Source organism: Variovorax sp. 54, from assembly GCF_002754375.1.
Lineage (GTDB): Bacteria > Pseudomonadota > Gammaproteobacteria > Burkholderiales > Burkholderiaceae_C > Variovorax.
In genome coordinates, this window is record NZ_PEFF01000001.1 from 3,853,918 (window position 1) to 3,872,629 (window position 18,712).

An 18,712-nucleotide genomic window follows, 5' to 3' on the forward strand; every position below is an offset into this window, starting at 1 on the left:
CTGGTGATAATCAAAGATGCGTCAGGACCGGTCAATGCAACGAAGGGAATAGCATGCGCACGTTGGGTACACACCATTCGTCCTATGAGGGCCTTCTTGCTGCCGCATCGCGGCGCCGTATCGCAGCCCTTGGCCTTGCTGCAGCGGGTCTTTTGATGGCGGGCTGCGCGAGCAAACCGGTGGTCACGCCGATTTCGATCACGCTCACCGCCGCCGCCGATGCCAACCCCGATGCGCGCGGGCGCGCCTCGCCGCTCACGGTGCGCGTCTACGCGCTCAAGACGCCGGGGCCCTTCGAAGGTGCCGACTTCTTCTCGCTGTTCGAGAAAGACCAGGCCACGCTCGGCGCCGAACTGGTGCAGCGCGAAGAGATGCTGCTGCGCCCCGGCGAGAGCAAGAAGCTCGACCTCACCTTGCCGGCCGATGCCAAGGCGATCGGCGTGATGGCCGCGTTCCGCGACCTCGACCGCGCGCGCTGGCGCGAGGTGCGCGCGGTCACGCCGGGCCAGGCACAGGTGCTCAACGTGACCTTCGGCGCGCGGCAGATCCGCGTGGACGCTGCGGCCAAGTAGCGCCAGCCGCACGGCGGCCTCAGCGCAGTTCCGCCGGCACCGTGGGCGCAAAGCGCCCGGGTCGCACCAGCGGTTGGTCCGCCGGCAGGAAGCGGCCGAACAGGTCGCTCACGAACGCGGCGCCCGTGCCGTTCTCCGACGCCGTCGCCGTGAGGTACAGCCCGCGCCAGCGCGGCGCGCGCACCCCCTTGCCGTGCCCCTCGAACAGCCCCTGCGCCACCTGCCGCAAGGCCGGCTGCAAGGTGCGCACGCTCTCCACGAAGCCATGCAGCGCGAGCCGACCCGCAGGGCCTGGTTGCTCGCGCAGCAGGGCCATGCGCAGGCCGTGCAGTTGCGCCACGAGCGGATCGAAGAGTGCATCGAGCCGGTCGGCGGCGCGCGTGGCGTGCGCCGCGAACGGGTGTTCCACCCGGTGGCCGAGCGCCTGTGCGAGCACCTCGGGCGGCAGCGCGGCGCGCAGCGTGGCGTAGCCCTTCAGCCCTTCGAGGCCCGTCACGACGAGGTAGACCGGCAGCTGCAGGCGCAGCGTGTCGCTGGCCTCGTCGAGCAGGCGGCGCATGTTCGCGGTGGCGCGCTTGCGCAGGGCCGGGTCGCCGTGCAGCAGGTCGCCGGCCGCCACGCACACCACCACGCCGTGCAGCGGCAGGCGTTCGCGCCGCTCGGCGATCGCGAGCAGCGACTGCAGCCAGAGCCCGCGCGCGGGCGCCGTGCCGGCCCGGTCGCCGATGGCGTCGGGATGCAGCTCGATGGCCGTCAGCGCGCCGGTGGTCCACCAGCGCCACCAGGGGGCGCCGGGCGTCTCGTTCGTGGGCGGCGCCACGCATTCGGCGCGGGCGGCCGAGAGCAGCCCCGGCAGCCCGGTGGCCGGGCCGCCGATGAAGAGGAACCACGGCGCCGTCGCCCGCGTGCGCGGCGCCTGCCGCAGCGAGGTGCGCGCCTGCGCCATGGTTTCCTTCAGCGCATCGACCGCGGTGTGGTCGGCGGGCGCACCGAGCGCATCGACGCGCCGCAGCAGCCCCCGGCGCCGGGCGCCGCGGCCGGCGTCGCGCACGGCGGCGTACAGCAGCGCCAGGCCAATGAGGCAGGCCGCAAGCAAGGGCCAGAAGAGGTGTGCGGGCGAGAGCGTGTCGAACATGGGAAGGACGGGGCCGGTCAGCGCGCCATGGTTTCGAGGGAGATGAAATCGGCGATGAGCCGCTCGCTGTTCTTGCTGGCCGCCAGCGCCTCGCGCAGGCGCAGCAGGTAGGCAGAGGCCATTTCGTACGGCGGTCGGTCGGAGGTTTCGCTGAACGGCATCGGCGCCGACAGCACGGTGATCAGCACGTTGCCGAAGGGCGGGCTCACGAGCCAGCTCGACGGGATGTCGCGCCCCAGCTCCAGCGTCTCGCCCGCGCGCAGCCGCGTCGGGGCCGCGCCGGTGTTCAGGTGCATCACGGAGCCGTCGGCGGTGTAGTAGTCGACCCAGATGTAGCTCTCGTGGTGCGGCGCCACCACCTGCACGCGCACCGGATCGCCCTCGCGCAGCCTGCCCTCGCTGGCCGACGGGGCGCTCACGCTCAGGCCGTAGCCCTTCTGGCGGTTGCGCGCCTGCGAGGGCTTGAGGATGGCGAACACCTCGCAGTGCGGCCACACGCGCAGCCCGATGTCGAACTGCGGCGCGCGCACGCCGGGAATGGTCGCGACGTCGTCCGCCACTTTCAGCAGGTCGTCGCGCTGCGAGACGAAGCCGGTCACGCGCGGGCGGCCGTCGGGGTCGATCGAGGCTTCGAGGTCGGCGCAGGCATAGCTGGCGAGTTGCCGGTCGATGCGCTGCGTGAGCGCCGTGCCGGCGGCCGGCGGCCCCGCCAGCCAGTGCCACAGCAGGAACAACGCAGGCACCAGCAGCGCGAGCGCGGTGCCGGTGCGCAGCACGGTGCGGTCGCGCCGCCGCATGTCGGCCGGGCCGCGCGGGTCGGGAACGCCATAGGGCTGCGGCGTGATGCGGTCCTGCGCGAGGCTGCCGAGTTCGAGCGGCGGCGGCTGCAGCTGCCGACCGTGCAGGTCCTTCAGCTTGCCCAGCTCGCCTTCGTCGCCCGATTCGAAGTAGTACTGGCCCTTGAAGCCGTGCGCCAGCGCGTGCCAGTAGACCTCGCGCACCGCGTGGTCCTGCGCGCCGAGAGCCGAGAGGTGGTGGAAGAACTCGCTGTGCGCGTTGTTGGAGTTGAACAGCTGCACCTGCAGCGGCGCGGCGCCGTCCACCGCATCGGGGTGGCGCCCCAGGATCTCGTCGAGCCACGCGACCATCGCGAAGGCGGCCGATTCGATCTGCGCCGCGCTGGCGCCCGCCACCTTGGCGTCGGTGCGTGCGATATCGAGCAGGCGCAGGGCCTCGCGCTGGGCGTCGCCATGGGGAAGGGTGGGCTGCCCGGCGGCGATCGATGCGTCCAGGCCGAGACCGAAGGCAATGAAGGGCGAGAAGCAGTCGAGCAGGCGGGCCATGAGGGATGCCCGCTTCTCAAGCGTGCATTGCGAAGCATGCCGTGCACCGGCGTCTGCAGCGATCGCACATGCCCATGTCCCCGGTGGTTCGAGTGGGCGTTCATTTTTTCAACGGGCCCACCGGGCCGCCATACCGCTTGGGGTCTATGCCGTTGGTAGGGCGCAGCGGCCTTGTGGGGCGGGGCAATCGCCGTTATCTTCGCAGTCGCAGAAGAATCCAATGCACATTGACGTTGGGACACCGGGGTATGCCATGAAAATTCTGATCGCCGACGACCACCGGCTCGTCATCGAGGCGGTCAAAGCCAAGTTGTCGGAATTGGGTGCCGGCATCGAGTTCGTCCTGGCGCTGAGCGTCGACGAACTGCTTGCCGGCGCGACCGACGATCTCGACCTGGCCCTGATCGACCTCAACATGCCCGGCGCGGACGGGCAGGCCCACATCGACGAGATCCGGCGACGACACCCGGCCGTGCCCGTGATCGTGCTGTCGGGCTACGAAGACCCGTCCATCATGCGCAGCGCGCTCGAACGCGGCGTGCTCGGTTTCATTCCCAAGGCCTACTCGCCCGAAGTCATGCTGTCGGCGGTGCGCCTGGTGCTGGCGGGCGGCGTGTATGTGCCGCCGATGATGCTCACGGCGCTGCCGCCGGGCATCGTGGCCGGCGTGTCGGCCTCGTCTGCCGCGGCGGGCGAGCCTTTTGCGCGCGGCAATGGCGGCGGCACCCAGACCCTGGAACACCTGCGCAGCGTGCTGACCGAGCGGCAGGTCGAGGTGCTGCAGCTGCTGTCGCAAGGCAAGCCGAACAAGCTGATCGGGCGCAGCCTGGGCATCAGCGAAGGCACGGTGAAGATCCACCTCGCAGCCATCTTCCGCGCGCTCAACGTGCGCAACCGCACCGAGGCGGTGGTGGCGGCGCAGGCGTTGACGGAAGCGCAGCAGGCTTAGTCGGCGACAGCCGACGCCGGGCGGCGCATGAAGCCGCGCGAGGGCACGATCCATTCGACGAGGTGATCTGTCTCGGACACGGGCTCCTTTGCGTCGTCCGTGAACAGCATGCGTTCTTCGGCCAGAAGGAAGTGCCGTGCGCCCAGCACATGGAGCGTGGCGCCGCCAAGGTCCAGGGACTGCGGCGCAGCGTCAGCCGACAACACCCATCGCACCGGCCCGGGCGCCGCAACCCGCAGCGCGGCCTCGTGTGCCGCGTCGCCAGGCACGCGGTTGATCAGCGCCCAGCCGTCGGTGCCGCCGACGAGAAAACTGTTGAGACCGCTGTCGTGCACGACGCGCAGCACGCGCGCGGACAGCGGCGTGACGAGGCCCGCTTCCAGCGCATAGCGACCGCCGCCCTGGCCGTCGGGGTCGAGGTGTCCGATCTCGTCGTAGGCGGGTTCTTCCATGTTCACCGGCCGGCGGCCTGCCGGACCGTCGGCCAGCCGCGGCATGGTCAATGGAATGCGGCGCAGTGCGCGCGCATGGGTCATGAAGTCGTCGACGCAGGCGAAGGTGCCCAGCTGTTCGAGCACGCGCCGCGTCACGTTCAACAGCTTGAGGCCGCGCGCGGGGCTGACCGCGTCGGCAGGCTTCAGCCACAGGTGCTCGACGGTCTCGCGACCGTCGGGGCGCACGGCCTGGCCGGTGGGCATCGCCGCTGCGAAGAAGCGCGTGTCGAAACGGCGCGGCATGCCGGGCGGGGTCAGCCAGTGGCTGAAGTACGCGATGCGATCGACGGCAAGGCACCAGCCCCGGTCCGCGCACAGCGCGAGCTGGGCGTCGGTGCTGCGTTCGGCGGCGGCGCGCATGGCGTCGAGTTCGCCCGAGGTGAGCGTGAGCAGCTCGACCGGGCGGCCCTGCGCATCGTTCGCGAGCAGCAGTCCGGCCTCTTCGAAGCATTCGCGGATCGCCGCGGCATGGAAGTCGAGCCCGCCTTCGGGCAGACCCAGGCGCGCGCTCGCGGCGGCGTCGTCCAGGCCTGTGCACAGCGGGTGCAGCAGGCGGTCGTGCGCATCGACCATGCCGCCCGGAAAGACGCTGGCGCCGCTGTTCTGGTCGTTGGCTTTTTCGGCCCGCCGCAGCATCAGCACTTCGAGGCCGTCGGGGCCGTCGCGCAGCACGACCAGCGTGGCGGCGGTACGGATGGGGCGAGGGGCGGCGGGCGGGGGCGTCGTGGAAGTCATGGGCGCCTATTTTGCGGCCGGGGGAGAATGCGTGCCTCGCGCATCCACCACCCACTTCGCTCCCTGGGAGCCGCCTGTTTTGGACACTCTTCGCACCGACCTTTCCCGCTTCGACGCCGCCATCGTCGACCTCGATGGCACCATGGTCGACACGCTCGGCGACTTCGCCGAGGCCCTGAACCGCATGCTGCGCGACCTCGACCTGCCGCCGGTGCCGCCCACCGCCATCGAACGCATGGTGGGCAAGGGCTCGGAGCACCTGATCCTGTCGGCGCTGGCGCACGTGGGCGCGCCGGCCCCGGCTGCACTGTTCGATCGCGCCTGGGAGCGCTACCAGCACCACTATCTGGAGATCAACGGCCGCCACTCGGCCGCGTACCCCGGCGTGGTCGAAGGCCTGAAGGCGCTGCGCGCGCGCGGGCTGCGGCTGGCCTGCCTCACGAACAAGCCGACGGCTTTCGCCAAGCCGCTGCTGGCCGCGAAGGGGCTCGACGGTTTCTTCGAGCAGGTGTTCGGCGGCGATGCCTTCGAGCGCAAGAAGCCCGATCCGCTGCCGCTTCTGAAGACCTGCGAGGCGCTGGGCACGGTGCCGTCGCGCACGCTGATGGTGGGCGACTCGAGCAACGACGCGCGTGCCGCGCGCGCCGCCGGCTGCCCCGTGGTGCTCGTCACCTACGGCTACAACCACGGCGAGCCGGTGCGCGGCGTGGATGCGGACGGGTTCGTGGATTCGCTGGCCGACCTCGCGGCGGCCTGACGAGCTGCCTGCTTACTGCTTTCCGAGCAGCGCGTCCTTCAGCTTCCAGTCGGCGGGGTTTGGTCCCAGCCAGATGCGCATCAGCGCATTGAAGAACGCCACCTCTTTCACCGGGTCGGGCTGCGGCACGCCGCGCACCGTGATCAGCGTGCCGGTGCCGGGCACCCAGTCGATGGTGAAGGTGTCGCCGGCCTTGAGCTGCTTCTGGTCCGCGAACATCTGGCCCATGCGCAGCAGGCCGGGGATCAGGTGGACCATCTCGCTCTTGGGCGAGTTGTCTTCCACGCCCTTGACGAAGAGCTTGCCAAGCTCGTTGGCGTCAATGTCGCGCAGCATGGTGATCGCCACGCGCTTGGGGCCCGGCACGGCCAGCGCCTCTTCCGTGGTCGAGGCCTTCTTGCCCAGGTACAGCCCGGCCGTGTAGACCTTGATGATGGTCTTGTAGCGGATGCCCGCGCCGTTCAGCACCAGCGGTGCGCCGCGCAGGTCCATCTGGTCTTCGAGCTTGACGCCGGCCACGTCGACCTGCGCCGCCGAGGCGCCGGTGCAGAGCACGGTGGAAAGAAAAACGAGCGCCGCGAGGCGGGAGAACACGGCCGGGAGCGGGAGGGCGAACAAGTGGGTCTCCTTGAATTTGCGAACGGTCGTGCGAATGTATCTTTTTGTTTTACGTCGCAGGCTCCGGGGGAACCCTGAAGCCAGCGGTTGCACAAGGCCTCGTTGTCGTGGGCTAAACTCAGCGCTCCATGTTCGTTCATCACATCATTCAAACAGGTGAAGGCAGCCGGGGAGCCTGGCCCTGGCGTCGCCATACATCGCTGACTGTTTGATTGCACGGCGCACGCCGTGCGCCCGCGGTTCCGGATCGATCGCATCGATTCCGGGCCACCAGTGAATGACCTTGCCACCGGCCAAAGGAGCGCCGGCAGGCAACTGGAGAACGATCCGTGATCACCGAACTTGAATTCAAGAGCCTCAGCGCCCAGGGCTACAACCGCATCCCGCTGATGGCCGAGGCCTTTGCCGACCTCGAAACCCCGCTTTCCCTCTATCTGAAACTCGCCCATTCGCAGGGCGGCGGCAAGCACAGCTTCCTGCTCGAGTCGGTCGTGGGTGGCGAGCGCTTCGGGCGCTACAGCTTCATCGGTTTGCCGGCGCGCACCTTGCTGCGTGCCAGCGGCTTCGGCGACGAGGCCGTCACCGAAGTGGTGACCGACGGCCAGGTCGTCGAGACCGCCAAGGGCAACCCGCTGGACTTCGTGGCCGACTACCAGAAGCGCTTCAAGGTCGCGCTGCGGCCCGGCCTGCCGCGTTTCTGCGGCGGCCTGGCCGGCTACTTCGGCTACGACACCGTGCGCCACATCGAGCGCAAGCTCGAGAAAAGCTGCCCGCCCGACACGCTGGGCTGCCCCGACATCCTGCTGCTGCAGTGCGAAGAACTCGCGGTCATCGACAACCTGTCGGGCAAGCTGTACCTCATCGTCTACGCTGACCCGAAGCAGCCCGAGGCCTATGCCGTGGGCAAGCGCCGCCTGCGCGAGCTGAAGGACAAGCTCAAGTACTCGGTGAGCGCGCCCGTCGTGAAGCCCACACAGGCGCACCCGCCCGAGCGCAGCTTCGCCAAGGCCGACTACATCGCCGCTGTCGAGCGCGCGAAAGAGATGATTGCCGCCGGCGACTTCATGCAGGTGCAGGTGGGCCAGCGCATCAGCAAGCGCTACACCGAGTCGCCGCTGTCGCTGTACCGCGCGCTGCGGTCGCTGAACCCGTCGCCCTACATGTACTACTACAACCTGGGCGACTTCCACGTGGTGGGCGCCTCGCCCGAGATCCTGGTGCGCCAGGAGAACACGGGCGACGGCGAACAGAAGATCACCATCCGTCCGCTGGCCGGCACGCGTCCGCGCGGGGCGTCGATCGAACTCGACAAGGCGGCCGAGGTGGAGCTCATCAACGACCCGAAGGAGCGCGCCGAGCACGTGATGCTGATCGACCTGGCGCGCAACGACATCGGCCGCATCGCCAAGACCGGCACCGTGAAGGTGACCGAGGCCTTCGCGGTGGAGCGCTACAGCCATGTGATGCACATCGTGAGCAACGTCGAAGGCACGCTGAAGGACGGCATGACCGCCATCGACGTGCTCAAGGCCACGTTCCCCGCCGGCACGCTGACCGGCGCGCCCAAGGTGCATGCGATGGAACTCATCGACCAGCTGGAGCCCACCAAGCGCGGCCTCTATGGCGGTGCCTGCGGCTACATCAGCTACGCGGGCGACATGGACGTGGCGATCGCGATCCGCACCGGCATCGTGAAGGACCAGATGCTCCACGTGCAGGCCGCAGCCGGCGTGGTCGCCGACTCGGTGCCCGAGCTGGAGTGGAAAGAAACAGAAGCCAAGGCGCGCGCACTGTTGCGTGCCGCCGAACTGGTCGAGGAAGGCCTGGAATGAGCAACGCACCTGACATTCAGAACGACTTCTCGCACGAGATCATTGGCGCCGCCGTCGAGGTGCAGCGCGTGCTTGGCACGGGGCTCGACGAGGGCGCCTACGCCGCGGCGCTGGCCATCGAACTTGCCGAACGCGAGATCGGCTTCACGCGCGACGTGGCGCTGTCGGCCAGCTACAAGGGCCGCTCGCTCGGCGAGGTGTACCGCGCGGGCTTCGTGATCGAGCAGTCGGTCATCGTCGAGCTCAAGGCGGTCGATGTGCTGACCGATCTGCATCGCGCGCAGGTGCTGGCCGCATTGCGCCTGTCGGGCCTGAAGCTGGGCCTTCTCATCAACTTCAACGTGTTCCCCGTCGTGAAGGGCGTGCACCGGATTGTGAGCAAGCCATGAAACTGCTGATGATCGACAACTACGATTCGTTCACCTACAACATCGTCCAGTACTTCGGCGAGCTGGGGGCGGACGTGCAGGTGCATCGCAACGACGAGATCACCGTCGCGCAGATCGGCGAGCTGATCGCTTCGGGCGTGACGCGGCTGGTGGTGTCGCCGGGTCCGTGTTCGCCGGCCGAGGCGGGCGTGTCGGTGGCGGCCATCGAGGCCTTCGCGGGCAAGCTGCCGATCCTGGGCGTGTGCCTGGGCCACCAGGCCATCGGCGCGGCCTTCGGCGGCAAGATCGTGCGCGCGCAGCAGCTCATGCACGGCAAGACCAGCGAGATCACGACCACGCAAGAGGGCGTCTTCGCGGGCCTGCCGCAGAAGTTCATCGTCAACCGGTACCACTCGCTCTCCATCGAGCGCGAGAGCTGCCCGAAAGCATTGGCTGTCACCGCGTGGACCGACGATGGCGAGATCATGGGCGTGCGGCACACCGGCTTTGCGCACGACGTGCGCATCGAAGGCGTGCAGTTCCACCCCGAATCGATCCTCACCGAGCACGGCCACGCCATGCTCAAGAACTTCCTGGACTGATCCCCATGACCGACCGCTCCTCCCTCGTCGACCTGCGCAGCGACACCGTCACGCAGCCCACGCCCGCGATGCGCGAGGCCATGGCGGCCGCACCGCTGGGCGACGACGTCTTCAGCGCCGACCCGAGCGTGAACGCGCTGCAGGAAAAGATCGCTGCACTGTTGGGCTTCGAGGCGGCGCTGTTCGTGCCCACCGGCACGCAGAGCAACCTGTGCGCGATCCTGTCGCACTGCGGCCGTGGCGATGAATACATCGTCGGCCAGCAGGCGCATGCCTACCGCTGGGAAGGCGGCGGTGCCGCGGTGTTCGGTAGCGTGCAGCCGCAGCCGCTCGACCATGCGCCCGACGGCACGCTGCCGCTCGCGCAGATCGAGGCGGCCATCAAGCCCGACGACGCGCACTTTGCGCGCACGAAGCTGCTGGCGCTGGAGAACACGCTGGGCGGCAAGCTGCTGCCCTTCGACTACGTGCAGGCGGCCACCGATCTGGCCAAGCGCAAGGGACTGCAGCGGCACCTCGATGGCGCGCGGCTCTTCAATGCCGCCACCGCGCAGGCGGCACAGAACAAACGAACCGACATCCGCGCCGAAGCCCGTCGCATCGCGCAGTGCTTCGACAGCGTGTCGGTGTGCTTCAGCAAGGGCCTGGGCGCACCCATCGGCTCGGCGCTGGTCGGCTCGCGTGACTTCATTGCGCGCGCGCACCGCATCCGAAAGATGGCGGGCGGCGGCATGCGGCAGGCGGGCCTTCTTGCCGCTGCGGCCTCGCATGCGCTTGATCACCATGTCGACCGCCTGGCCGACGACCATGCGCTGGCGCAACGGCTCGCCCAAGGGCTCGAAGGCATCGAAGGCCTGACCGTCGAGGCGCCGCACACGAACATCGTGTTCGTCGACCTCACGGGGGCGGCGCAGGCGCGTTCTTCGGAGTTGCTCGCGAGCCTCAACCAGCAGGGCATCCTCGCGACCGGGCTGTACCGCCTGCGCTTCGTGACGCACCTGGATGTCGATGCCGCGGGCGTCGACCGTGCGGTCGCGGCAATCCGCGGCTTCTTCAGGGCCTGAGGCCTGCCGATACGCACACACCGAGGAGACTCTTCATGATCACCCCCCAGGAAGCGCTGCAGCGCACCATCGAACACCGCGAAGTCTTCCACGACGAGATGCTGCACATCGTGCGGCTCATCATGAGCGGCGAGTGTTCGCCCGTGATGATGGCCGCGCTGATCACCGGCCTGCGCGTCAAGAAGGAAACCATCGGCGAGATCACCGCGGCTGCAGAGGTGATGCGCGAGGTGTCGACCAAGGTGCCCGTGGCCGACACCACGAACCTCGTGGACATCGTCGGCACCGGCGGCGACGGCTCGCACACCTTCAACATCTCGACCTGCTCGATGTTCGTTGCGGCCGCGGGCGGCGCCAAGGTGAGCAAGCACGGCGGGCGCAGCGTGTCGAGCAAGTCGGGCAGTGCCGACGTGCTGGAGTCGCTGGGCGTCAACATCAACCTCAAGCCCGAGCAGATCGCGCAGTGCATCGCGCAGGTTGGCATCGGCTTCATGTTTGCGCCGAACCACCACCCCGCGATGAAGAACGTCGCGCCGGTGCGCAAGGAACTCGGCATCAAGACGATCTTCAACATCCTCGGTCCGCTGACCAATCCGGCCGGCGCGCCGAACATCCTGATGGGCGTGTTCCACCCCGACCTCGTCGGCATCCAGGTGCGTGCGCTGCAGCGCCTCGGCGCCGAGCACGCGCTGGTGGTCTACGGCCGCGACGGCATGGACGAAATTTCGCTGGGCGCGTCCACCATGATCGGTGAGCTCAAGGACGGCGAAATCCGCGAGTACGAGCTGCACCCGGAAGACTTCGGCTTCCAGATGGCGAGCAACCGTTCGCTGCGCGTCGAGACGCCCGAGCAGTCGAAGACCATGCTGATCGGCGTGCTGGACAACCAGGCCGGCCCGGCGCTGGACATCGTGCTCCTCAACGCGGGCGCGGCGCTGTACGCGGCCAACGTGGTCGACTCGGTGCCGGCGGGCGTGGAGCGTTCGCGCCAGGCCATCGCCTCCGGTGCTGCGAAGGCAAAGCTCGCCGAGCTGGTCGCGGCCACCACCTCCTTCTGAATCCGGCCGTCGTGCCACCGAAAGCAGAGCAAGCCATGTCAGACATTCTCGACAAGATCGTCGCCGTCAAACGCCAGGAAGTCGCCGCTGCACTGAAGCGCGCCCCGCTCGAGGCCGTGCGCTTCGACGCCGAAAGCCGCGTGCTCACGCGCGACTTTGAAGCGGCCTTGCGCGCCAAGATCGCGGCCGGCCAGGCGGCGGTGATCGCCGAGGTCAAGAAGGCCAGCCCGAGCAAGGGCGTGCTGCGCGAAGACTTCATTCCGGCCGACATCGCACAAAGCTATGCCGAGGGCGACGGCGTGGTCAGCGCGGCCTGTCTCTCGGTGCTGACCGACAAGCAGTTCTTCCAGGGCAGCGTCGACTACCTCAAGCAGGCGCGCGCCTCATGCGACCTGCCGGTGCTGCGCAAGGATTTCATCATCGACGCCTACCAGGTGTACGAGTCGCGCGCGATGGGCGCCGACGCGATCCTGCTGATCGCTGCTTGCCTCGACGACGCGCAGATGAAGGACTACGAAGCCATCGCGCGGGGACTGGGCATGGCGGTGCTGGTCGAGGTGCACGACGCGGCCGAGCTGGAGCGTGCGCTGAAGCTCAAGACGGCGCTCATCGGCGTGAACAACCGCAATCTGCGCAACTTCGAGGTGTCGATCCAGGCGACGATCGATTTGCTGCCCAAGCTGCCGGCGGATCGTCTGCCGGTGACCGAGTCGGGCATTGCCACGCGCGAGGACGTCGCCACGCTGCGCGCCGCGGGCGTCAACGCCTTCCTGGTCGGCGAAGCCTTCATGCGCGCCAAGGAGCCCGGCGAGGCCCTCGCCGCATTGTTCAAATGACGCGGCCGGATCAGCTGTCGAGCAGCGATCCTGCCGACTGGCCGGTGGCGCCGGGCTGGCAGCCGCTGGTCGACGATTTCTTTGCCGGAGCGGTCGGCCAGAAGCTGCAGGGTTTCCTGCGCGAACGTCTTGATGCCGGGGCGGTGATCTTTCCGCCGCAGCCGCTGCGGGCGCTGGAACTCACGCCGCCGGAAGACGTGCGGGTGGTGATCCTGGGCCAGGACCCGTACCACGGGCGAGGGCAGGCCGAGGGCCTGGCCTTCTCGGTGGCGTCGGGCGTGGCCCTGCCGCCGTCGCTGCGCAACATCTTCAAGGAACTCCAGCGCGACCTGGGCACGCCGCCGCCGGCGTTTCCTAGCCCGGGCGGCAGCCTCGTGAAGTGGGCGACGCACGGCGTGCTGCTGCTCAACACCTGTCTCACGGTTGAAGAAGCCCAGCCGGCCAGCCATGCAGGCCGCGGCTGGGAGGTGCTGACCGACGCCGTGATTCGCCATGTGGCGCAGGGCGAACGGCCTGTTGTTTTTATGCTATGGGGCTCGCACGCGCAGAGTAAGCGCGCGTTGATTGACGTTGAGCGCCATAAGGTGCTGATGTCGAATCATCCCTCGCCGCTTTCTGCGCTCCGGCCACCCGTTCCGTTCATCGGCTGCGGCCATTTCGGTGAAGCCCGTGCATGGCGTGAGGCGCAGGAGTCGGGACGCTCCGAACTTCGCTCATAATCAGAGGCTTCACACCTCGAGCAGGTTTCCCCGCTTCATCTTTTGCTGGGAATCCTGTGTAGTCACAAAATCGTGCTATATTTCGAGGTTCGCCGGAGAGGTGGCCGAGTGGTTAATGGCAGCAGACTGTAAATCTGCCCTCTTACGAGTACGCTGGTTCGAATCCAGCCCTCTCCACCAGCGATGAATTTGGTTTCTAAGAGCGATTGGATCTAGCGCTTTGGGTGCCTTGAAGTGCCCCCGATGCGGGAGTAGTTCAATGGTAGAACCCCAGCCTTCCAAGCTGATGACGCGGGTTCGATTCCCGTCTCCCGCTCCAGAGACCCGGTTCGGCGCCGGAAGCGATTTGGTTAGAACAAAAGCCCTTTTGGCTCAGTGGTAGAGCACTCCCTTGGTAAGGGAGAGGTCGCGGGTCCGATTCCCGCAAAGGGCACCAGTTTTCTGGGGTTGCAACGACAGGCTTGCGACCCATCTGCATGCGTTGAAATCGTTTTTTTCGGAGTCGAAAAATGGCAAAAGGTAAATTCACCCGCACCAAGCCGCACGTGAACGTGGGCACGATCGGTCACGTTGACCACGGCAAGACCACGCTGACGGCTGCGATCGCAACCGTTCTGTCGTCCAAGTTCGGCGGCGAAGCCAAGGCTTACGACCAGATCGACGCAGCGCCCGAAGAAAAGGCCCGCGGCATCACGATCAACACCGCGCACGTCGAGTACGAAACGGCCAACCGCCACTACGCACACGTCGACTGCCCCGGTCACGCCGACTATGTGAAGAACATGATCACGGGCGCCGCTCAGATGGACGGCGCCATTCTGGTGTGCTCGGCCGCTGACGGCCCGATGCCCCAGACCCGTGAACACATCCTGCTGGCTCGCCAGGTGGGCGTGGGCTACATCATCGTTTTCCTGAACAAGTGCGACATGGTCGACGACGCCGAGCTGCTCGAGCTGGTCGAAATGGAAGTGCGCGAGCTGCTCGACAAGTACGAGTTCCCTGGCGACGACACCCCCATCATCCACGGCTCGGCCAAGCTCGCCCTCGAAGGCGACAAGGGCAAGCTGGGCGAAGAAGCCATCCTGAAGCTGGCCGAAGCGCTGGACACGTACATCCCCACGCCTGAGCGCGCTGTGGACGGCACGTTCCTGATGCCCGTCGAAGACGTGTTCTCGATCTCGGGTCGCGGCACCGTGGTGACCGGCGCCGTCGAGCGCGGCGTGATCAAGGTCGGCGAAGAAATCGAAATCGTCGGCATCCGCCCGACCGTCAAGACCACCTGCACCGGCGTGGAAATGTTCCGCAAGCTGCTGGACCAAGGCCAAGCTGGCGACAACGTCGGCGTGCTGCTGCGCGGCACCAAGCGCGAAGAAGTCGAACGCGGCCAAGTGCTGTGCAAGCCCGGCTCGATCAAGCCGCACGTGCACTTCACCGCCGAGGTGTATGTCCTGTCCAAGGACGAAGGTGGCCGTCACACGCCGTTCTTCAACAACTATCGCCCGCAGTTCTACTTCCGCACGACGGACGTGACCGGCGCGATCGAGTTGCCCGCGGACAAGGAAATGGTCATGCCTGGCGACAACGTCAGCATCACCGTCAAGCTGATCAACCCGATCGCGATGGAAGAAGGCCTGCGCTTCGCCATCCGTGAAGGCGGCCGTACCGTGGGTTCGGGCGTCGTGGCCAAGATCCTCGACATCTAAGCCAAGCGTAAAGAGTACCGGAGGGGTATAGCTCAATTGGCAGAGCGTCGGTCTCCAAAACCGAAGGTTGTAGGTTCGATTCCTACTGCCCCTGCCACCTAGGTGGCACCCCGACAAGCCCATCGCGATCCGGTGGGCTTCGGCGTCTCAAGGGATGCATTGAATTGAAGGCCGCAAGGTCACAGGAAATCAGCCGACATGGCCACTTCTCAAATCGAAACCGTGAGCACGGGTGCCGACAAAGCCAAGCTGGCTGCGGCGGTGGTGCTGGCAGTGGGCGCCATCGTGGCGTTCTATCTGCTGTCGCGCCAAGGCTCGCTGGTGCAATGGGCTGCGCTGCTGGTCGGCCTGGCCGCGGCCGTGGGCGCCTTCGGCAGCTCCGAGAATGGCCGTCAGCTGTGGGCTTTCGGTCGTGACTCGTGGCGCGAGGTCAAGAAGGTCGTGTGGCCGACCCGCAAGGAATCGATGCAGATGACGGCCTATGTGTTCGCCTTCGTGGCGATCATGTCCGTCTTCCTCTGGCTCACCGACAAGACGCTCGAATGGGTGTTCTTTGACCTCATTCTGGGCTGGAGAAAATAATGACCGACGACGCAGTTGAAACCACGCCGAGCACGCCGGAAGAGGAGAAAAACCCTCTTCTGATGCCTGCTGCCAACCCTGATCTGCGTTGGTACGTGGTGCATGCCTACTCGGGCATGGAGAAGGCTGTCGAGCGCAACATCACCGAGCGCATCACTCGCGCCGGCATGCAGGACAAGTTCGGCCGCATCCTGGTTCCGACCGAAGAAGTGGTCGAGATCAAGAACGGCCAGAAGCGCACCACCGAGCGCCGCTTCTTCCCGGGCTACGTGCTGGTCGAAATGATCATGGACGACGAGAGCTGGCACCTGGTGAAGCACACCAACAAGGTGACGGGTTTCGTGGGCGGCGCCAAGAACCGTCCGGCTCCGATCTCGCAGAAAGAGGTCGAGGACATCGTCAACCAGATGCAGCAGGGCACCGAGAAGCCGCGCCACAAGGTCGAGTTCACCGTGGGTGAGTTCGTGCGCGTCAAGGAAGGCCCGTTCACCGACTTCAATGGCACGGTGGAAGACGTCAACTACGAGAAGAGCAAGGTCAGCGTGTCGGTCATGATTTTCGGCCGCGCCACCCCTGTGGAGCTCGAATTCGGTCAGGTCGAGAAGACCTGATCCCATGGCCTGCCTTCGGGCGGGCCTGCCAGTTTCCGGCTGCGCGTTGTCCGACTCGGCGCGCGGCCTTGATCGAAGAGTCGTTTAACCCCGGGGAGCCGCGGCGAAAGCCCAGGCGATATCACCCGCAAGGAGCAAAGCATGGCGAAAAAAATCGTCGGCTTCATCAAGCTGCAAGTGCCAGCTGGTAAGGCCAACCCGTCACCACCCATCGGTCCCGCACTGGGCCAGCGTGGTTTGAACATCATGGAGTTCTGCAAGGCGTTCAATGCGCAAACCCAAGGCGTCGAGCCGGGTCTGCCGCTGCCGGTGGTCATCACCGCGTTCGCTGACAAGAGCTTCACCTTCATCATCAAGACGCCCCCGGCGATCACCTTGATCAAGAAGGCCATCAAGCTGGACAAGGGCTCGGCCCGTCCGCATACCGACAAGGTCGGCAAGATCACGCGCGCTCAGCTCGAAGAAATTGCCAAGGCCAAGATGAAGGACCTGACTGCCGCCGACCTCGACGCAGCAGTTCGCACCATCGCCGGCTCGGCCCGCTCGATGGGCGTGAATGTGGAGGGCGTGTAAATGTCCAAGATCACCAAGAAGCAAAAGTCGCTCGAAGGCAAGGTCGACAGCAACAAGCTGTACCCCCTGGCTGACGCCATCGTCATCGTCAAGGACGCCGCCACCGCCAAGTTCGACGAATCGATCGACGTGGCCGTGCAGCTCGGCATCGACGCGAAGAAGTCGGACCAGGTGGTTCGCGGTGCTGTCGTGCTGCCGAACGGCACCGGCAAGACCAAGCGCGTCGCTGTGTTCGCCCAAGGCGCCAAGGCTGAAGAAGCCAAGGCCGCCGGCGCCGACATCGTCGGCATGGACGACCTGGCTGCGATGGTCAAGGCTGGCGACATGCCTTTCGACGTCGTGATCGCTGCCCCTGACGCCATGCGCGTCGTCGGTACGCTCGGTCAAATCCTCGGCCCGCGCGGCCTGATGCCCAACCCCAAGGTTGGCACCGTGACGCCTGACGTCGCCACCGCTGTCAAGAACGCCAAGGCTGGCCAGGTCCAGTTCCGCGTTGACAAGGCCGGCATCATCCACGGCACGATCGGCCGTCGCTCGTTCGACAACGACAAGCTGCAAGGCAACCTCGCTGCGCTGATCGACGCTCTGGTCAAGGCCAAGCCCGCGACCAGCAAGGGTGTGTACCTGCGCAAGGTGGCTGTGTCGTCGACCATGGGTCTGGGTGTCCGCGTGGACACGCAAACCATCTCGGCGAGCTAAAGAGATTGGCCCGGCTCTGAAAGGAGCAGGGCGAATGTGGTGGGTCGTGGCAGCTTCGGTTGCCGCGAGCCATCCAAGACCGCTGGTGTGCAGGGCGCTGCACTTAATGGCCGGATCGTTCCTTCCGGTATCCAGCGCAGATGGCGACCCCACTGCAAGGAATTTGATTTTTGTTCCGAAACAGTTGGTCGCTGCATGAAGCGCGATCCGAGGCCCCGGCCGAAGGTCGCATTAAAAGGAGTAGACCTTGAGTCTGAATCGCAGTGAGAAAGAAGCGGTCATCAGTGATGTGACCAGCCTCGCCGCAAAAGCTCAAACGCTCGTGATGGCGGAATACCGTGGTATTTCGGTTGCCGACATGACCAAACTGCGTGCCGAAGCTCGCAGCAAGGGTGTGACCCTGAGTGTTCTGAAGAACACCCTGGCACGCCGTGCTGTGGCTGGTAGCGCATTTGAAGTCATTGGCGACCAGATGACCGGTCCGCTGATCTACGGCTTTTCCGAAGACGCAGTGGCCGCCGCCAAGGTGGTGGCCGACTTCGCGAAGACCAACGACAAGTTGGTGATTCGCGGTGGTGCGTTTGGCGGCAAGGCCCTGGACGTGAACGGCGTGAAGCAGCTCGCAAGCATCCCTTCGAAGGAAGTGCTGTTGGCGCAGTTGCTGGGCTTGATGCAATCCCCGATTTCCCGTACGGCACGCGTTCTCGCGGCGCTGGCCGCGAAGCGTGGCGAAGGCGAAGCAGCACCCGCAACCGATGCACCGGCGGAAGCCGAAGCGCAGCCCGCGTAAGCGGCCCGCGTTCGAAATATTCAACCCAATTGTTAGGAAACAAAAATGGCATTCGATAAAGACGCATTTCTGACCGCGCTCGACGCAATGACGGTCCTGGAACTCAACGACCTGGTGAAAGCCATCGAAGAGAAGTTTGGCGTGAGCGCTGCCGCCATGGCAGGCCCCGCAGCTGCCGGCCCCGCCGCTGCAGTCGCTGAAGAACAAACCGAATTCAACGTCATGCTCATGGATGCTGGCGCGAACAAGGTGTCGGCGATCAAGGCCGTGCGCGAAATCACCGGCCTGGGCCTCAAGGAAGCCAAGGACCTGGTGGAAGCCGCTCCCAAGGCTGTCAAGGAAGGCCTGTCGAAGGCTGACGCTGAAGCCGCCAAGAAGAAGCTGGAAGATGCCGGCGCCAAGGTGGAACTGAAGTAATTCAGACCCCCTAGAGGGCTGGAGGTGCCTGAAAAGGCCCTCCAGCCTTTGCCGCTTTCAGAGCGCACCCAAAAGCCGGCTTGGTTCCGGCTCTTCCAGAGGCCGAAAGGTCGACGGAAAAGCAAAAGCCAAGACGATTTTTGAGTGTCTTCTGAACCCGACTGCAGAAGACCCCTTGGTTCGGGCGATGTGCAATGCATCGCCGTCCGCCAACGGCTGGTAGTGGCCAGCCGCCAAGCAGTGGTGCCGTTCGCC

Annotated in this window: 21 protein-coding genes and 4 tRNA genes; 21 read left to right on the forward strand and 4 right to left on the reverse strand. The window is 66.3% G+C overall.

Translation table 11 applies throughout. The annotated features are described in order from the left end of the window. The first annotated feature begins 53 nt into the window (after positions 1-53). A complete protein-coding gene (tssJ, locus tag CLU95_RS17810) occupies positions 54-572 on the forward strand; it encodes a type VI secretion system lipoprotein TssJ (RefSeq protein ID WP_099794839.1) in 519 nt (172 codons plus the stop codon). 19 nt (positions 573-591) lie between these two features. Here tssJ and CLU95_RS17815 read toward each other — a convergent pair whose 3' ends face one another. Together CLU95_RS17815 and CLU95_RS17820 are read right to left on the reverse strand one after the other, a co-directional pair. After that, positions 592-1,707, reverse strand: coding sequence for a type VI secretion system protein (locus tag CLU95_RS17815; RefSeq protein ID WP_099794840.1), 1,116 nt, complete (start codon positions 1,705-1,707; stop codon positions 592-594). Positions 1,708-1,724: 17 nt separating this feature from the next. Further along, positions 1,725-3,050: a DotU family type IV/VI secretion system protein gene (locus CLU95_RS17820; RefSeq protein WP_099794841.1), complete on the reverse strand. Its 1,326-nt coding sequence runs from the start codon at positions 3,048-3,050 to the stop codon at positions 1,725-1,727. Between the two features lie 253 nt (positions 3,051-3,303). Between CLU95_RS17820 and CLU95_RS17825 the strand changes: the two genes are divergently transcribed. Then, a complete protein-coding gene (locus tag CLU95_RS17825) occupies positions 3,304-3,999 on the forward strand; it encodes a response regulator transcription factor (RefSeq protein WP_099794842.1) in 696 nt (231 codons plus the stop codon). Here the strand turns inward: CLU95_RS17825 and CLU95_RS17830 are convergent. Then, positions 3,996-5,228: an NUDIX hydrolase gene (locus CLU95_RS17830; RefSeq protein ID WP_099794843.1), complete on the reverse strand. Its 1,233-nt coding sequence runs from the start codon at positions 5,226-5,228 to the stop codon at positions 3,996-3,998. The two genes, CLU95_RS17825 and CLU95_RS17830, sit on opposite strands and share 4 nt — an antisense overlap. A gap of 79 nt (positions 5,229-5,307) precedes the next feature. Here CLU95_RS17830 and CLU95_RS17835 point away from each other — a divergent pair, with 79 nt between their 5' ends. After that, entirely contained in the window at positions 5,308-5,985 is a 678-nt protein-coding gene (locus CLU95_RS17835) for a phosphoglycolate phosphatase (RefSeq protein WP_099794844.1), read from the forward strand. Positions 5,986-5,997: 12 nt separating this feature from the next. Here CLU95_RS17835 and CLU95_RS17840 read toward each other — a convergent pair whose 3' ends face one another. Beyond that, positions 5,998-6,603: a chalcone isomerase family protein gene (locus CLU95_RS17840; protein WP_099794845.1), complete on the reverse strand. Its 606-nt coding sequence runs from the start codon at positions 6,601-6,603 to the stop codon at positions 5,998-6,000. A 329-nt stretch (positions 6,604-6,932) separates the two neighbouring features. Here CLU95_RS17840 and trpE point away from each other — a divergent pair, with 329 nt between their 5' ends. The 18 genes from trpE to rplL all read left to right on the forward strand — a co-directional run bounded on the left by trpE (position 6,933) and on the right by rplL (position 18,457). After that, entirely contained in the window at positions 6,933-8,435 is a 1,503-nt protein-coding gene (gene trpE, locus CLU95_RS17845) for an anthranilate synthase component I (protein ID WP_099794846.1), read from the forward strand. Continuing rightward, entirely contained in the window at positions 8,432-8,824 is a 393-nt protein-coding gene (locus tag CLU95_RS17850; RefSeq protein ID WP_056514741.1) for a GxxExxY protein, read from the forward strand. Before trpE ends, CLU95_RS17850 begins: the two co-directional genes overlap by 4 nt. After that, complete coding sequence (locus CLU95_RS17855; RefSeq protein WP_099794847.1) at positions 8,821-9,405, forward strand: aminodeoxychorismate/anthranilate synthase component II; 585 nt, start codon at positions 8,821-8,823, stop codon at positions 9,403-9,405. The genes CLU95_RS17850 and CLU95_RS17855 overlap by 4 nt, the downstream gene beginning before the upstream one ends. Positions 9,406-9,410: 5 nt before the next feature. Next, positions 9,411-10,469: a low-specificity L-threonine aldolase gene (gene ltaE / locus CLU95_RS17860; protein WP_099794848.1), complete on the forward strand. Its 1,059-nt coding sequence runs from the start codon at positions 9,411-9,413 to the stop codon at positions 10,467-10,469. Positions 10,470-10,504: 35 nt separating this feature from the next. Further along, positions 10,505-11,527 (forward strand): anthranilate phosphoribosyltransferase, encoded by a 1,023-nt coding sequence (gene trpD / locus CLU95_RS17865; RefSeq protein ID WP_099794849.1) that lies wholly within the window; start codon positions 10,505-10,507, stop codon positions 11,525-11,527. A 35-nt stretch (positions 11,528-11,562) separates the two neighbouring features. Beyond that, positions 11,563-12,363: an indole-3-glycerol phosphate synthase TrpC gene (gene trpC / locus CLU95_RS17870; RefSeq protein ID WP_099794850.1), complete on the forward strand. Its 801-nt coding sequence runs from the start codon at positions 11,563-11,565 to the stop codon at positions 12,361-12,363. Further along, positions 12,360-13,082, forward strand: coding sequence for a uracil-DNA glycosylase (locus tag CLU95_RS17875; RefSeq protein WP_099794851.1), 723 nt, complete (start codon positions 12,360-12,362; stop codon positions 13,080-13,082). Before trpC ends, CLU95_RS17875 begins: the two co-directional genes overlap by 4 nt. A 94-nt stretch (positions 13,083-13,176) precedes the next feature. Next, a tRNA-Tyr gene (locus CLU95_RS17880) sits at positions 13,177-13,262 on the forward strand. Between the two features lie 65 nt (positions 13,263-13,327). Next, a tRNA-Gly gene (locus tag CLU95_RS17885) sits at positions 13,328-13,401 on the forward strand. Positions 13,402-13,443: 42 nt separating this feature from the next. Then, positions 13,444-13,518: transfer RNA gene (locus tag CLU95_RS17890), tRNA-Thr, on the forward strand. Between the two features lie 73 nt (positions 13,519-13,591). Further along, on the forward strand, positions 13,592-14,785 hold the full coding sequence (gene tuf / locus CLU95_RS17895) for an elongation factor Tu (RefSeq protein WP_099793527.1): 1,194 nt from the start codon (positions 13,592-13,594) through the stop codon (positions 14,783-14,785). Positions 14,786-14,806: 21 nt separating this feature from the next. Beyond that, positions 14,807-14,882 (forward strand) — tRNA-Trp (locus CLU95_RS17900). 101 nt (positions 14,883-14,983) lie between these two features. Then, on the forward strand, positions 14,984-15,367 hold the full coding sequence (gene secE, locus CLU95_RS17905; protein ID WP_062479313.1) for a preprotein translocase subunit SecE: 384 nt from the start codon (positions 14,984-14,986) through the stop codon (positions 15,365-15,367). Between the two features lie 62 nt (positions 15,368-15,429). Further along, positions 15,430-15,978, forward strand: coding sequence for a transcription termination/antitermination protein NusG (gene nusG / locus CLU95_RS17910; protein ID WP_180288631.1), 549 nt, complete (start codon positions 15,430-15,432; stop codon positions 15,976-15,978). A gap of 141 nt (positions 15,979-16,119) precedes the next feature. After that, a complete protein-coding gene (rplK, locus tag CLU95_RS17915) occupies positions 16,120-16,551 on the forward strand; it encodes a 50S ribosomal protein L11 (protein WP_056584627.1) in 432 nt (143 codons plus the stop codon). Further along, a complete protein-coding gene (gene rplA, locus CLU95_RS17920; RefSeq protein WP_056584630.1) occupies positions 16,552-17,250 on the forward strand; it encodes a 50S ribosomal protein L1 in 699 nt (232 codons plus the stop codon). A 247-nt stretch (positions 17,251-17,497) separates the two neighbouring features. Beyond that, complete coding sequence (gene rplJ / locus CLU95_RS17925) at positions 17,498-18,040, forward strand: 50S ribosomal protein L10 (RefSeq protein WP_099794853.1); 543 nt, start codon at positions 17,498-17,500, stop codon at positions 18,038-18,040. A 45-nt stretch (positions 18,041-18,085) separates the two neighbouring features. Next, the gene (gene rplL, locus CLU95_RS17930) at positions 18,086-18,457 is read left to right on the forward strand and encodes a 50S ribosomal protein L7/L12 (protein ID WP_099794854.1); all 372 of its coding nucleotides are present in this window, start codon (positions 18,086-18,088) and stop codon (positions 18,455-18,457) included. Positions 18,458-18,712 lie beyond the last annotated feature (255 nt).